The following is a 16381-nucleotide window of genomic DNA, read 5'->3' as shown; positions in this document are numbered from 1 at the left end:
TCACACCAACAGAGATTGTGGGCAAAATGAGTGACTGACAGATAGCGCCTGAATGCTTATCCACAAAAAGCTCAATGGAAATAACCACTTAGATTGATCAATTTTTGATCGCTACGTCACAAGCCACGTGCCACAAGAGCTTCAGCGGTTAACGAACACTTTATCCACAGGCACACGCACAGGGATTGTGTGTAAGTCCGTCCCGGCGAGCTGCCACGTCAACCTATCAGGTTTGCGAGTACCTCGACGCGCGCCATGCGCATAGGCTTTTTTCAGCGCTCTTCGATTAATAAAGACGCGATTCCGAGCCACTGTGAATGGACGCACCAGTGTCATGAAAAAATATCAAAGGACTGTATTGTCAGTTGCGTTCATCACAGGCCTGCTATTGGCCTGGCTCGTCAGTGCTGCGCCAGACGCCCCCTCTTCCATAGCACCACCCGCGGTGTCAGCTGCGCAGGTGCCGGGCGTCCGCGAGGAAGTGAATGCGGGCACGTTCGAACAACCACGACTAGCCGGAGAACCCGCTTTCGAGGGAGCCGTGTTCTCCGCCCACACGGGCCAGTCCGTCGCGTTCTACATCGCAGCCTTCGACAGCCAGCCTGATCAGCTCGATCCAGCCCTGCCCGACACACCACATTCGACGCAATTCTGGACCTATGCAGGCCAGCATTCAGGTCTGGGCCCTGACCTAAAGCCGTTCGACGAGCCGACCCGCGAGGGCGCGCTGCACCTGGCGATGATCGAAGGCAAAAGCGCCTTGCTGAGCTCGAAAATCAGCGGAGTGCCCGGTCCGCAGACGCCCTATCCGACGACAGCGCAGAGCAACGATTTCTGGGACTTCATCGGATTCTTCGATAAACCCGGCACGCCTCAAGCGATGAAGACCGATCAGGATCTGGTCTGGCCAGGCGTCTTCGTCTATTTCGAACAGAGCAAAACCGTTTATCTTGCGCAGCACACCGGACGCCCAGGCGTCGATGGATGGCCTGCACCCGGCACAGAGCAAGGCGCAGGGTACTGGAAGCTGGCGGGGACTGTGTCAGACATTCCGGCCGCCCTCCCCAAGCCCTGGACCGACATGAGCGTGTCGAAGGGCTCTTATTATCGTAGCCCGCTGAGCCCGCTACGCAGTCACTACTACGCCTCCACATTTATCGGGTTTGCGCCCCTTCTGAATGCAGAATTCCCAGGCGGCCCGCAGAGCAATCAGTACTGGGATTATCGTGGTGTACACGAAGGCTCGTACACAGACCAGAAGGCCTTCGGAGAAAACACGGCACTCGAAAAACTGCATCGAGCCAAAATGCAGGGCAAATGGGTGTCGTTCGCGACACACTTTTCAGGGGCGGTTGAACAGCCTTACCCGACGTCGCCCACCAATACCACTTATTGGGGCGTGCGCAGCATCACCCAGAATGCCGGAACCTGGTGGGACCCCAGGACTGATCTGGACACCGAAACGTGGGTTGGCGCTATCCATTCAGCCCCGCAGGGCCAGGGAAAAGCGCTGTACCGTGCGCTGAAACCCTGGACCGCGCCGCCAACCGGCTGGGATTACAGCCAGACCGACGAGTTTCAGTTATTGGGGGTCTCGCTCCATGCAGGAACAGTAGCCGACCCCAAGACCCAACAAGAATTTACCTGGCCCGGCGCAGTGCATGAAACGCTGATTGACCACAACCCGGTCTATTTCGTCTCGCTGGCAGAAGGATTGCCCTCCGAGCATGACTGGCCGCTGCCAGCCACACCAGAAAGCAACGAGCACTGGTCATATATTCCGGTGATACAACCGCTGGGCACTTTCGAAGCCCCCAGGCACTTCGATGACTACAGCCAGGCAGGTTCGGTCTACGTCGATGGCACTGTTCCGGGCAAGCGCATGTTCTTTGTTTCCAATTACGAGGGCTATCCCGCCAACGATCTCGACAGCTTCTCGACGGTGGGTATCGTCGATCCTTATTGGGTCTACGCAGGCCGGCATGCAGGCACATGGAGTGACTTCAAGCCTTTCGATGACATCACCCGGATCGGCGCACTGCATGAAGCCTCGATCAAGGGTCAGCGTGCAGTGCTGCGCTCACTGTTCGACGGCACGCCCTCTGCAGCGACGCCTTACCCAGGTGATCTTGCCAGTAACACCCACTGGGAGTTCGTCACGGTGTTCAAACATGCCGGTACGGCAGACGACCTGAAAGGCCGTGATGAGGCCACATGGCCGGGCGCACTGCACCTGGATGAGAATCAACACTTGATTTTTGCAGCCCGGCAGCAGGCTCAACCGGTCGCAGGCGGGTGGATTTATCCGGTGGGCGAAACAAGCGATGATCAATGGAGCTACGTGTCCTCACTCAACGGCGGCAGCGCCGACACGCCACGCGAACGTAACGACATCAACACCCCCGGCGCAATCTTTGCCGACCAGCTTGGCCTGACCCGTCAAAAACTCTTTCGCACCAGGTTTTCCGGATTTGCCCAGGATGTAGGGGCGGTATATCCCTCAGGTGAAGAATCCAACGACTTCTATGAGTACGCCGGAGAACACGCAGGCACTTTCTCGGACCCCAAACCCTTCACCGATCCTACCTGGCCGGATGCGGTACACGTGGCCAACATCAATGGCCAACGAGCGCTTCTCAAATCGAAGATGACCGGAAAGCCCTCTTCGCAAACACCTTATCCCGAAGAGCTGGCAAGCACAGACTTCTGGGAGTTCATGTTTACCTCTGATCAGGCTGGCACTTACGCCGATCCCAAAACATTGAGCGGCCAGACCTGGGTTGGCGCTATTCACGAGTACAGCTCATCCGGCAGGAGTCAGCTTTACATCGCTCAGCAGTCGGGAAGTCCGATCGCCGACAATTGGCCTCTGCCGACTGCGGGCGACACACAGTATTGGAAAGTGATGGGCCTGGTGCGACACAAAGGCACTTTTGCCGATCCGAAAGGCTTCGATGAAATGACCAGCCAGGGGCTGATTCACGCCACTACCATTGAAGGCCAACACGTCTATTACCGCGCCCTCGCACGCGGCGTACCCCAGGCCAATGACTGGAGTTACCCCGCGCCCGGGACTGACAACGAGTACTGGGAGTCTCTGGGCGCGAACGTTCCAGAAGGCACCTGGGCCGATCCGAAAGGCTCCTCCGGCTTTACCTCGCCCGGAAAAATTCATGCGGTGCAAGCCAGAGACCGTACGCTGTATCTGCTTTCCAAAGTCGATGGACTGCTTGCCGAAAACAACTGGCCGATTCCGCAAGACGGAGACAATGATTACTGGACGGTGGTCGGGGAATCCAGGCATTCGGGCGAGATTATCGATCCGAAGGATCAGCAGGAAGTGACCTGGACCGGCGCCATCCACATGAAGCAAGACGGAAACACCAGACGCTATTACAGCTCGAAAATTGTGGGCAACCTGGCAGTCATCGGCGCCGAACACCCCCTGCCTGCGACGGAAACCGACAATGCCTGGTGGACCTTCATAGGCCGGGCTGCCCATGAAGGCACACAGAGCGATCCGGTACAGTCGGGTGAGGTGATCAGACCTGGAGACACCGTCAAGGTTATCCGCACAGCAGACGAATATTATCAGGCTCGTTTTGCCGGGATTTTCAACGCTGAACGCGCACTGCCTGACTCGCAGCAAAACAATGAAGACTGGTCGTATATCGGCAAAAGTGCGTTTGCAGGCACCTTGCAATCGCCCAAGGATGCTTACGAAATCACCTGGCCTGGCGCGATTCACCGCTTTGAAGTCGATGGAAAGGCTTACTTCGCAAGATCTCTCATTGACGGCGCGCCCGGCCAGGAAGGATGGCACTACCCGACACCGCCTGACAGTAACGAGCAATGGTCTTATCTGGACATGGGCATTCACGCCGGCAGCTGGCTCGATCCGAAACCTGAATCCGATGCAACCTGGCCAGGCGCACTGCATGTAGTGAAGCGCCCCACCTTCATTGGCGAAAGCTTTACGCGATGGTTCTACAGATCGAAAATCTGGGGGCATGTCCTGGATGATGAAGAGGGCTACGGGAACGAAAACAACTTCGAACACGTTGGCTACTCGATTTATCAAGGCACGCTGAACAGTCCCAAGTATTTCGATCAGCCCACCTGGGCGGGCGCCATCCATCAGGACCGGGAAACGAAGTTTCTGTTCGAGGCCAAAAAATCCGGCGAAATGGGTGTAGAGGTAGGCGAGCGGCCAATGACGCCGACGGATAACGAGTCCTGGCACTTCCTGGGCATCAGCAAGCACTCAGGCCTCCTGAGCGATCCCAAAGAGTGGGACGAATATACCTGGCCCGGCCGGCTGCACCGCTATGAGCATGGTGGCAAGACACTCTATTTCCAGGCACAGATGACAGGGACACCCTCAGACCATGGCTGGTACTACCCGACAGATGAAAGCAGCACCGAGCAGTGGGCCTATTACGGCACGACGTCGCATGCAGGCACTTTTGCCGACCCTCATGGACCTGATGAAGTCACCTGGAGGGGAGCGATTCATCGCGTAGAAAAAGACGGTATACGCTTCTATTTCAAAGCGAGGATCGCCGGGATACCCAACCAGCAGAACTGGACCTACCCCACAGACGCCACGAGCAATGCCTATTACCTATACGCAGCAACCGAAAGACACGCCGGTACTATCAGCGATCCCAAGGATGAGAAGGAGCCCGTCATACCGGGCGACTATGTAAAAACAACCCGAGTGGACGGTGATCATTATTTCATCGCGAAAAACAGCGGTGTTCCTTCATTAAACGACTGGCCATTCCCCGCCAGCCGAGGAGACACCGAAAACTGGATTTTCTATGGCATTTCGAGAAACGCGGGCACGCTCGATGACCCCAAGGAGTGGGACGAAGTCAGCTGGCGCGGTGCCGTTCATGTGCGTGAAGTCAGCGGGATGCGTTTATTGTTTAGCGTGAACTCCGACAAGGAAGGCATTCCAGAACAGGATAAATGGACTTCGCCACCCAGTGAGCCGCTGGATGCAGACGAAGTAAAGAAGCCTCCGGCTCCAGTCGAAAAGTCACCCGCCTGGAAGTTTCTTCGGGTGACGCATCTCAACGGAACCAGCAGCGAGCCCAAAGGGATATCTGACTGGACGCAGGCCGGGCTCATACATCAGAAAGTAATCGATTATCAGCCGATGCTGTTCAGGTCGAAATTTACAGGAAAAAAAGACTACCCCACGAATCAACCCGTAAAAGGCGACCCCGATGCCGACAAGAGTTCTACATGGTGGGAGTTCTTCCGCAAGGGACGGGGGACCTTCAACGTGCCCAATACCTGGAACGACTACGCCTACGCGGATGATATCTACAGTTACGACTACAACGGCGAACGGTTGTTATTCCGCGCTGAAAAAGAAGGTCGCCCAGCCGACTATGGCCGGTACTTTCCAACCTCGGAATACAGCACGGCAGACTGGACATACCTCTACAAAAATGAGGGTAGCCCTGCCCATCCCAAAACGTGGAATGAGTTTACCCGCGTGGGGGAGGTTCATCGCTACGATCAAAATGGCCAAACGTGGTTCTTCAAGGCCTTGCAGGAAGGCAGTCCTGCACGGCACAACTGGTACTACCCTGTTGGTGAGACGAATAACGGTTTCTGGACCTATGCCGGGCATCATGCAGGGACATGGCAGGATCCGAAGGAATGGGACGAGCCTACTTACCCAGGCGCCATTCACGCTCTGAATAACATTACCTTTTACCGTTCGAAATTTTCCGGCAACGCGGCCGCGCATTTCTGGTATTACCCGACCTCCGGAACAGAAAACGCCTACTGGGTCATTGTCAACAAGGATGCCTATGCAGCGCCGGGCATCAATGACTTTACCAAGACATTCGATAAGTACACATGGGCTACGGCGCACAATGCTTATATGAACGACCTGACCCCGCAACTGGAGCGCGGTATGAGAGGGTTCATGCTGGATATCCACAGGGATTATGCTGGCAGAGTTCGAGTATGCCACGCCGTATTCTCCGATAGGTGTTCGTCAAGTAACCCGTTGCTAAGCGACTTACTCAAAGAGTTTTTAGCCTATTTGAAGAAAGACCGAAACGCCGTCATTTCCCTGCTGTTCGAATCGACATTGACCTCAGACGAGCTGCGCCCGGTGCTGGAACGAGTCCCTGAAATAGCCGACTACAGTCATGTGTCCGATCACATCAGTTGGCCAACGCTCCAGGAAATGATCAGCACGAATAAACGCCTCGTCATGTTCTCGGAGGGAGAAGTGGCCAAGGTATATCTACTGAACGGCAAGAAGGCCGAGGTTCTTTGGGCCCCGAACACGCAAGTCGAGAACACCTTTAACCTGGGCAACACAGCAGCGAGCCATAACTGGCAGTGCGTGAGCCGCTACGGCTCGATGGCCCTTTCGCTACGTACGGTTGACGGGCAATTACCGCGGACCTATGTCCTCAATCAATTCCATTCCTTTGGCAGTAGTACGGCTCATGCCGCGGACATGGATAACAACCTGACGCTGTTGCAGCGCCGAGTGGAGCACTATTGCGGCGAACCGACCGGTTGGCGCAAACCCAACTATCTCGCCGTTGATTTCAACCAGGTGGGCGACACGCGCCCCTATGCTGCAGCGCTGTCTCAAGGCGGTCTTTATTTCTACGAACGCAACTATGCCGATCGTGGAGGGGACACCTCCTGCGTATTGCCGGTTAATCAGAGCGGCGGCAACAGCGGCGTTCAATATGACATAAGGCTGGCATCGAACGGGTGTGAAAACGATGAGCTCAGGTCCATGGAACTGGAGGGCGTCCGCGCAGGCACGCGTATCGAACTGTACGACAACCCCAACGGTGACCGGCAGGATGACTTCACGTTCATAGACGTCAAACAATCGGTCCCCATGGGCAAAAGGGTGCGAGTCGATTCATTCGAGGGCACGACCGATACGTTCTATTACCGTAAGCTCGCCTCTCGCAATAACGGGCTCGACGGTAAGGTTTCACGAATAAGAGTGCTTAACAAGCCAGACGATAACGACATCAGTGACGCAAGCATTGTGTTCTATGAAGGCAATGGGGCAACACAGAATATTGTCTGCACCGTTCCCTTCAACGTCGACAGGCAATTCAAGATGGGCAGTGGCAACAACAACTATGGCTGCGACAACGATGAAATACGCTCGGCGAAAATACTCAAGGCCGGCAAGGGATCGATGTTCTCGGTGACTGGCAGTCCAGAAGGTGGTTATAGCCAAGGCCGCACAGGCGTAACGTTCAAACGAGCCATTTTGTTACCCATCACGATTTCGAGTTTCAACCGCAGTTACGAAACCGCGGATGTCAAAGTTGAAGTCAGCAACGGCGGTGGTCTGGGCGGGAGTATTTCCTATGCCTACTTCCGGCCTGCCTCCCAACAGAAAGACAAACCGCCCGTCGAAGAGGCCAGCACAGGACCCTAGCCTTACTTGACGACGCCCTCATCGATCAACAGCTTCAGAATCGCGGCTGCGCCCTCTTCAGGGCGCAGCCCCTTCAGCACCTGGCCCCCGCCGCCACTGGCCTTGGCAGTGGCGGCTTTCATGCGATCAGCGCCGCTCTTGGCCTTGATCACTTTCAGGCGTTTGGGTCGCGGCCTGGCTGGCTGCAGCGCTTGGGCGGTCAATAACTCATCGGCAACGACCTGAACCATTTCGGTGTCCAGCGTGCCACGCTGTGCAGGCCCGAACGCGCTCTGCCGGGGTTTGGGAGCTGCGTTATCCACAGTGGCCAGAAACGGCAGACGAACCTTCAGCCGACGACGCTGACCGCGAGGCAGAGCCTGCAACACCAGCGCGGTGCCGTTATTCAGCGACTCGACTTCAGCCAGACCGGTCACCAGCGGCCAGCCCAGCCTCTCGGCCAACAGAAAGGGCAGCATGCCCGACCCTTCACCGGTTTCAGCCTGACTGCCGGCCAACACCACCTGTGCGGCAGAATCGCGGAGGTAGTCAGTCAACGCAACCAGCGCATCGGCGCCCTCGGGTTGCTCCAGCACATGCAGCTCGTTGAGCCCCATGCCAAGGTAAGCGCGCAGCGCCGGTTCTTCGGCATTGCCAGCGTGCAGCACCTGCAAGTTATCCCCAGCCAGTTGCAGGCCAAGCTCGACGGCCCGCGCATCCTGTTCGGCGCGGCGCGCACGACCTGATGTCGGGTGCGCGCCGATGGACACCAGACTGATGATCTGTACCGCATGCTTATCCACAGACATTTCAGGCTGCATCGCGCTTACCTCCGCTGCGCCAGGCTTCGACTGCGGCGATCAGCGCCGTGAGCACTTCGGCGCTCTCGCCGATAACCGATAGATCAGCGCGCTTGACCATGTCGCACCCCGCATCCAGATTGATCGCAATGACCTTGTCACAGGCGCCGATGCCCTGCAGATGCTGGATAGCTCCGGAAATACCGACGGCAACATACACCCTTGCGGTCACCCAGGTGCCACTCGCGCCGACCTGCCGCTCGCGGCCCATGAAACCATCGTCCACCGCCACCCGCGACGCCCCTTCGGTGGCCCCGAGTGCCGAAGCGGCCTGATGAAACAAGTCCCAGTCCCTGACGCCATTGCCGCCAGACAGAATGAATTCGGCTTCAGCCATGGGGATAACCCGGGGATCGACGGCTACCGCCCCCAGGTCCTCGATACGCGGCAGGCTGCGCGCCACGCCTGTGGACAACTCGACCGGTAATACCTCGTGACGGGTTTCGCTGACCGGTTCGGCGCACTCCACAGCAGCGAGAATCAGGCGCGCAAGAGGCCGGACCAGGTCTTCGCGGCCAGCGCCTGCCCGACTTGTGCACAGTTGGTCCTTGACCTGCCAGACCCGCGTTGCGGGTCGCTCGCCGATGCTGGCGGCAAAACGTCTACCCAGTTCGCCACCGCCGCTGCGGCTGTCCGGCAACAGCCAGTGGCGCGGGTTGAACTGGTTATCCACAGCCCGCAAACCCTGCACGCGCTGTTCCGGTGAGTAACCGTCGAACTCGGCACCGTCGATCAGCAACAGCCGATCCACGCCCGCGGTGTCGAATGCAGCCTCCTTGTGCTCGCCGAACACCACCGCCAGCACGGCACCGTCGGCCCCCGCCAACTGACGCGCCAGCCCCAGCAAGTCACGGTCGTGGCTGCTCAGACGGCCGCCGACCATGTCGGGCACCACCGTGATATAGAACGCTGGCTCGGCTACGGTATGCAGCGGCAGCTGCACGTCGGCAGCAACCGAACGCTTGACCGCGCCGCCCTGCTGAGCGCCGCTGCGGTCAATACGCTTGATACCGTTGGGGCCGATAAAACCCTGACCATGCACGTTTTTGCGCATCAGGCCATTCGGCCCCATCCAGCTGCTCTGCGCAGGCTGCATGGCCGCGTGCAACGGATGCAGTCGATTGCGGGCGATCCACTCGGCGCGTGGATCACGGCGGATAATGTCGCTCATCAGAGCACCTCCGCAGGTTCGCGTTTGGCAGACGCTGGCGTGTTGGGGATAACGTCCTCAATCAGCGCATCGGCCACCAGTTCGGCAATGTCCTTGATCAGCGGTCGCGGTTCGACAACGCCTTCGAGCATGGCCGTGCACTGTGGACAACCTACCGCGACCACTTCGGCAGCCGTTTCACGAATGTCGTCCATGCGCATGTCAGGAATCCGCTGCCTGCCGGGAATGTCAGTGATCGGCGCGCCACCGCCGCCACCGCAGCAGCGGGAACGGAAGCCCGAGCGCTGCATTTCCCTGATCTCGATCCCCAGCGCACGCAGCACTTCACGCGGCGCCTCGTATTCGCCGTTGTAACGGCCCAGGTAACACGGATCGTGATAGGTCACGCTGGCGCCTTTGTGCTGGCCCAACGTCAGGGCGCCGTTGCGTACCAGTTCAGCCATGAAGGTGCTGTGATGCTGCACCGGATAGTCACCGCCAAAAGCGCCATATTCGTTTTTCAGCACATGAAAGCTGTGCGGGTCGCAGGTCACGATGCGTTGGAAACTGTACTGGGACAGGGTCTGAATGTTGCGTCGGGCGAGCGTCTGGAAGGTCGCTTCATCACCCAAACGTCGCGCCACATCGCCGCTGTCGCGTTCTTCGAGGCCCAGCACGGCGAAATCCACACCGGCCGCCTTGAGGACTTTGACGAACGCGCGCAGGGTACGCTGGTTACGCATATCGAACGCGCCATCACCCACCCAGAACAGCACATCCACGGTTTTTTTCTCGCTGAGCAGCGTCAGGTTCAGATCCGCCGCCCAGTTCATTCGCCCGCCCGGCGCAAACCCGCCGGGGTTATCGGTGGCGATCAGGTTGTCCAGCACTTCGGCGCCCTTGTTCGGCGTAGCGCCCTTTTCGAGGGTCAGATGGCGGCGCATATCGACGATGGCATCGACGTGCTCGATCATCATCGGGCACTCTTCGACACAGGCCCGGCATGTGGTGCAGGACCACAGCGTTTCGGCATCCACCAGCCCGTTGACGATGGGTTGATGAGGATTGCCGCCATGCTCGCCCAGCGGTTTGCCTTTGCCGTCCAGCGACGGATACGGACTGCCCGCAAATTTTGCATCGGTGCCACCGGCAAGGCCGACCACCATGTCCTGAATCAGCTTTTTGGGGTTCAGTGGCTGGCCTGCCGCAAACGCCGGGCAGGCCGCTTCGCACTTGCCGCACTGCACGCAGGCGTCGAAGCCCAGCAGTTGATTCCAGGTGAAATCCTGAGGTTTCTCCACGCCCAGTGGTGCGGTTCGATCGTTCAGGTCCAGCGGTTTCAGGCCCGTGGAACGTCCGCCACCAAAACGCTCGGCCCGGCGATGCCAGGCCAGGTGCAGCGCACCGGCGAAGGCGTGCTTCATCGGCCCGCCCCAGGTCATGCCGAAAAACAGTTCGCTCACACCCCACAGCACGCCCAGCCCAAGAACGACCACCAGCACCCAGCCGCCGAAGTGCTCGGGAAGAATGCCGGCAACCGGCAAAGTGACCAGAAAAAAGCTCGCGGAAAACGCCATCAGGCTTTTCGGCAGGCGCATCCACGGGCCTTTCGACAGGCGCGCAGGCGGGTTGAGACGACGAAGATAGACAAACACTGCACCGACAAACATCACCGCCGTCATCAACAGCAGCGCATAGCCAAGCAGGCGATTATGCAGACCGAAACCGTGCACCAGAATCGCCAGCACAATCGAGGCCACCGCGCCGCCCGCGGTGGCCACATGGGTGTTGGCGATGTATTTGTCACGCGCAACCACATGATGCAGATCGACCATGTAACGCCTGGGCATGGCCAGCAGCCCACCCAGCCAATCGACTTTCGAGGACCGGCCGTTGCGCCACAGGGTTACCCGCCGCCAGGCGCCCAGCGCCGCAAGGGCCAGGGCGCTGAACAGCAGGATCGGAAGAAGAGTGTCTAGCATCATGTCGCTCTCAAGGCAAAAGCCTCAAGCTGCAAGCTACAAGCTTCAAGAAAAAGCACGGAACAGAAGCGCTTACTTGCCGCTTGAAGCTAACAACTTGCAGCTGCTCTCAGAAATCCTTACACAGCCGCAAGCCGTCATAGATCGCCGCGTGGGTATTACGCTGCGCCACGCAATCGCCGATACGAAACAGCAGGTAACCGTCACCCGGCTGGCTCAACGATGGCTGTGGCTGAATGGCGAACAGCGCGTCGATGTCGATCTGGCCCTTGTTGCGCGAGCCTTCCTTGAGCGCGTAGTAGATCGCTTCGTCCGGACGCACACCGTTTTCCACCACCACCTGATCGACGACCCGCTCTTCCTTGGCCCCGGTGTATTCGTTTTCCAGCACCGCCACCAGCTTGTCGCCCTCGCGATAGACCTTTTCCAGCATCATGTCGCCAGTCATGATCACTTCCTTGGGGTACATGCTGCGGTAGTAGGTCGGGAACGAGGTTCCGCCAATCGCCACGCCCGGCTTGATGTCATCGGTGACGATTTCGACCTGGCAGCCCTTGTCGGCCAGGAAGTCGGCCACCGACATGCCGGTGAACTCGCAAATGGTGTCGTAGACCAGCACGTTCTTGCCCGGCGCCACCTTGCCGTCCAGCACATCCCAACTGCTGACCACAAGGCCTTCAGCGGCCCCCCAGTGTTCGTTCTGCTCCAGAAACGGATGACCGCCGACCGCCAGCACCACGATGTCGGGCCGCAGGTCGAGAATGGTTGCCGCATCCGCGGCGGTCCCCAGACGCAGGTCGACTTTCAGGCGCGCCAGCTCCAGCTGGAACCAGCGCGTGATGCCGGCGATCTGGTCGCGCTGCGGTGCCTTCGATGCGGTGGTGATCTGCCCGCCGATAAAGTCCTTCTTCTCGAACAGGGTCACGTCATGGCCGCGTTCTGCGGAGACGCGTGCAGCTTCCATCCCGGCAGGACCGGCCCCGACCACCACGACCTTGCGCTTGGGTCCGGTGGATTTCTCGATGATGTGCGGCACGCCCATGTATTCGCGGGACGTCGCGGCATTCTGGATGCACAGCACATCCAGCCCTTGATACTGGCGATCGATGCAGTAGTTGGCGCCGACGCATTGTTTGATTTGATCGATCTGGCCCATCTTGATCTTGGCGATGAGGTGCGGGTCGGCAATGTGCGCACGGGTCATGCCGACCATGTCGACATAACCGCCTTCCAGAATTCGGGTTGCCTGGTTCGGGTCCTTGATGTTCTGCGCGTGCAGCACCGGGGCCTTGACCACTTCCTTGATCCCGGCCGCCAGGTGCAGGAACGGCTCCGGTGGATAACTCATGTTCGGAATGACGTTGGCCAGGGTGTTGTGGGTGTCACAGCCCGAGCCCACCACGCCGATGAAGTCGATCATGCCGGTGTCGTCGTAATACTTGGCGATCTGCTTCATGTCCTCGTGGCTGAGGCCATCGGGATGAAACTCGTCGCCGCAGAGACGCAGCCCCACACAGAAGTCGGGGCCGACTTCCTGGCGCACCGCCTTGATCACTTCCAGACCGAAGCGCATGCGGTTCTCGAAACTGCCGCCCCACTCGTCGGTACGCTTGTTGACCCGCGGGCTCCAGAACTGATCGATCATGTGCTGATGCACCGCCGACAACTCGACGCCGTCCAGGCCACCGGCCTTGGCACGCGCCGCAGCGCTGGCGTAATTGCCGATCACCCGCCAGATTTCTTCGGGCTCGATGGTTTTGCAGGTTGCCCGGTGTACCGGCTCACGGATGCCCGACGGCGATAGCAGGGTCGGCCAGTGATCGCCATCCCAGCGCGAGCGACGGCCCATGTGGGTAATCTGGATCATGATCTTGGCGCCATGCTTGTGCATGGCGTCGGCGAGGTTCTGGAAGTGCGGGATGATCCTGTCGGTTGCCAGGTTGACCGACTTCCACCAGCTTTGCGGGCTGTCGATGGCCACGCTTGAAGAGCCGCCACAAATGGCCAGACCGATGCCGCCCTTGGCTTTCTCCTCGTAGTACTTCACGTAACGATCCGTGGTCATGCCGCCATCGGTGGCGTAAACCTCGGCGTGCGCGGTGCTCAGCACGCGATTGCGGATGGTGAGTTTGCCGATCTGGATCGGCTGGAACATCGCTTCGAAAGCCATAACCCGATCCTCGATTTACAGCGGCTTGACGACGAACAGACCGTCGTCATGACCTTCTTCGGAACCACCGTAAACCTGCTCGGCAACCGTGCGCACAGCGCTGCCGCTGGCTGCGAGGATCTGGTCCATGGCCCCGGCGAACCAGCCGGTGAACATGTAATCGACCTTGCGCCCGACCTTGCCGTAGACGTACACGAAACAGGAGTGTTCCAGCTTCACACTGGCAGTGCCTTTCTCGATGTCGATGTCCTGGATCTTGAACAGGCCCCAGCCACGCTGCGACAGGCGCTTCATGTAGTGCTCGAACACCGCAACGCCTTCCAGGCCATGGCATTCGGCTTCCTTTTCGCACCAGTGCCAGGCGGATTTGTAACCCGCCTTGTAGAGGATGTCGGCGTAGGCATCGGCGCCCAGCACTTCTTCGATGCCCATGTGGTTATTGACGAAAAAGTGCCGGGGCACGTAGAGCATCGGCAACGCATCGGAGGTCCAGACGCCGGTTTCGCTGTCGACTTCGATGGGCAGTTGCGGGGCGATTTTAGCCATGGCGGTCAAACTCCAGATGATTCGGGCTACACCCACCGCTCGAAGGGCCGTGGGGGTTCAATTCGATAAGGTATGGCGGGCGGGTTACTCGCCCCAGACGTCGGCCAGAACGTTGACCCAGTTCTCGCCCATGATCTTGCGCACCACGCGTTCGGAGTGACCGCGCTTGAGCAACGTTTCAGTCAGATTGGGAAACTCCCCCACGGTGCGGATGCCCAGCGGGTTGATGATCTTGCCGAAGTTGGTCAGGCGGCGGGCGTAACCTTTGTCGTGGGTCAGGTACTCGAAAAATTCCTGGCCGTGACCCTGGGTGAAGTCAGTACCAATGCCGATGGCGTCTTCGCCGACGATGTTCATCACGTATTCGATGGCTTCGGCGTAATCGTCGATGGTCGACTCGATGCCCTTGGCCAGGAACGGCGCGAACATGGTCACGCCGACAAAACCGCCATGATCGGCGATGAACTTCAGTTCGGCATCGGACTTGTTGCGCGGGTGTTCCTTGAGGCCGGACGGCAGGCAGTGGGAATAGCAGACCGGCTTTTTCGATTCGAGAATGACTTCTTCCGAGGTTTTCGAGCCGACGTGGGACAGGTCGCACATCACCCCGACGCGGTTCATTTCAGCGACGATCTCACGACCGAAACCCGACAGCCCGCCGTCGCGCTCGTAGCAGCCCGTGCCCACCAGATTCTGGGTGTTGTAGCACATCTGCACGATGCCGACGCCGAGCTTCTTGAAGATCTCGACGTAGCCGATCTGGTCTTCATAGGCGTGCGCGTTCTGGAAGCCGAACAGGATGCCGGTCTTGCCAAGTTCCTTGGCCTTGCGGATGTCGGCGGTGGTATGCACGGGCATGACCAGGTCGCTGTTTTCGCGCATCAGTTTCTGGCTGGTGCAGATGCTGTTGATGGTCGCCTGAAAGCCCTCCCACACCGACACGGTGCAGTTGGCCATGGTCAGGCCGCCCTTGCGCATGTCTTCAAACAGCTCGCGGTTCCATTTGGCGATGATCAGCCCGTCAATAACGATGCTGTCGGCGTGCAATTCGGCTGGGCTCATCAGGCTGTCCCCTTTTTTGATTCCGGTGCGCCGAATCGGCTGTCGGCGCTAATGGGGTCAGCATATGCCGGAGGGTCAGGGGAACCGGGTGCAAAAACGACAGGGGGTTTGCCGAAAGCGTCAAGATGCGACAAAGGGGGACGGCGAGTCGTCGTGCGATGTCGTAAACCTGTTCAATGTCTCGCGCTTGAGACAGAATCGAGCCTATCAATGGATCGGAGCGACTCGATGAAAACGTTTTTGCTGACCCTGGCCCTTATGACGACGGCTGTGACAGGCGTACACGCCGCTCAGAATCCGGACGCTTCGCCCTGCGACGGTGTCGAGGACGACAAGCAGACCCTGGAATGCTCGGCCTACAGCCGCACCACTGCCGAACAGTTGCTCAAGGAGAACTTCGACAACCTGCTCAAGCGCGTTCAGTCGCAGTTCGTTGCCAACAAGACGCAGTTCAACGACTTTACCAGCAAACTCAAGACCGCCCAGCAAGCCTGGGAAAAGCTACGTGACGCCGACTGCGCGGTTGAGGTCTTTCCTTCTGCAGCGGGCAGCAAGGCCTTCACCATCAGCGAAAACGACTGCATTGCGCGCATGAGTGACGAGCGTTCGGAGTATCTGGAGTCGATAGCTCAGGAATAACGTCTACGATGAGATAACCTGCCTCTTTATATGAACGAGCTCATCAGGTTTTCTCATGATTATTTGCGGTGTAGAAATCAAAGGCAGCGAAGCCATCTTCGCCCTCGCCACTCGACGTAATGGCGACATCGAGCACCTGCCGCTCGCCACGAAGAAGCTTGCACTGGAGGACGATGACGAGGCCGCCAACGTCAAAGCCTTCTCCACGCAACTTGCCGGTTTCGTGCGTGAAAACGGCATCAGCCATGTGGTTATCAAGAAGCGCAGCAAGAAAGGCGAATTCGCTGGCGGCCCGACCACTTTCAAGATCGAAACCATCTTTCAACTTATGTCCGATTGCAACGTGGTGCTGATCTCACCGCAGACCGTCAATGCGCAGAACAAGAAACACACCTTCGCCCTGCCCGACACCCTGAACAAGTATCAGCACGAAGCGTACAAGGCGGCGTGTGCGGGAGTGATGAAGAGCGTTTAGACGCTTCAAGAGCTTCCGGAACCGCATGCCCACGCGGAGTACCCATCGTTACGCACAAGTCCGCT

Annotated in this window: 9 protein-coding genes; 3 read left to right on the top strand and 6 right to left on the bottom strand. The window is 58.6% G+C overall.

The genetic code is table 11. From position 1 onward, the window contains the following. Positions 1 to 334: 334 nt before the first annotated feature. The gene (locus LIX91_RS24565) at positions 335 to 7453 is read left to right on the top strand and encodes a PI-PLC X phosphodiestherase-like domain protein (protein WP_226489341.1); all 7119 of its coding nucleotides are present in this window, start codon (positions 335 to 337) and stop codon (positions 7451 to 7453) included. A 2-nt stretch (positions 7454 to 7455) separates the two neighbouring features. Here LIX91_RS24565 and LIX91_RS24560 read toward each other — a convergent pair whose 3' ends face one another. From LIX91_RS24560 to LIX91_RS24535, 6 genes are all read right to left on the bottom strand, one after another. Next, the gene (locus tag LIX91_RS24560; protein ID WP_226489340.1) at positions 7456 to 8253 is read right to left on the bottom strand and encodes an electron transfer flavoprotein subunit beta; all 798 of its coding nucleotides are present in this window, start codon (positions 8251 to 8253) and stop codon (positions 7456 to 7458) included. Then, a complete protein-coding gene (locus LIX91_RS24555) occupies positions 8243 to 9463 on the bottom strand; it encodes an electron transfer flavoprotein subunit alpha/FixB family protein (protein WP_226489339.1) in 1221 nt (406 codons plus the stop codon). Before LIX91_RS24555 ends, LIX91_RS24560 begins: the two co-directional genes overlap by 11 nt. After that, positions 9463 to 11424, bottom strand: a complete 1962-nt coding sequence (dgcB, locus tag LIX91_RS24550; RefSeq protein ID WP_181017146.1) for a dimethylglycine demethylation protein DgcB — start codon at positions 11422 to 11424, stop codon at positions 9463 to 9465. Before dgcB ends, LIX91_RS24555 begins: the two co-directional genes overlap by 1 nt. Before the next feature lie 109 nt (positions 11425 to 11533). After that, positions 11534 to 13594: a dimethylglycine demethylation protein DgcA gene (gene dgcA, locus LIX91_RS24545; protein WP_003420091.1), complete on the bottom strand. Its 2061-nt coding sequence runs from the start codon at positions 13592 to 13594 to the stop codon at positions 11534 to 11536. Positions 13595 to 13609: 15 nt separating this feature from the next. After that, positions 13610 to 14140 carry a DUF5943 domain-containing protein gene (locus LIX91_RS24540; protein WP_010429336.1) on the bottom strand — a complete coding sequence of 177 codons (531 nt, stop codon included), beginning with the start codon at positions 14138 to 14140 and terminating at the stop codon, positions 13610 to 13612. Positions 14141 to 14224: 84 nt separating this feature from the next. Next, positions 14225 to 15202: a dipeptidase gene (locus LIX91_RS24535; protein WP_003372603.1), complete on the bottom strand. Its 978-nt coding sequence runs from the start codon at positions 15200 to 15202 to the stop codon at positions 14225 to 14227. 228 nt (positions 15203 to 15430) lie between these two features. On the opposite strand from LIX91_RS24535, the gene LIX91_RS24530 reads away from it, so the two are divergent. Together LIX91_RS24530 and LIX91_RS24525 are read left to right on the top strand one after the other, a co-directional pair. After that, the gene (locus LIX91_RS24530; protein ID WP_003405168.1) at positions 15431 to 15841 is read left to right on the top strand and encodes a lysozyme inhibitor LprI family protein; all 411 of its coding nucleotides are present in this window, start codon (positions 15431 to 15433) and stop codon (positions 15839 to 15841) included. Positions 15842 to 15896: 55 nt separating this feature from the next. Further along, on the top strand, positions 15897 to 16316 hold the full coding sequence (locus LIX91_RS24525) for a DUF3010 family protein (RefSeq protein WP_003411995.1): 420 nt from the start codon (positions 15897 to 15899) through the stop codon (positions 16314 to 16316). Positions 16317 to 16381: the final 65 nt, after the last annotated feature.

Source organism: Pseudomonas sp. B20 (assembly GCF_020515755.1).
GTDB lineage: Bacteria > Pseudomonadota > Gammaproteobacteria > Pseudomonadales > Pseudomonadaceae > Aquipseudomonas > Aquipseudomonas syringae.
This window is presented reverse-complemented; position numbering and strand designations above follow the sequence as displayed.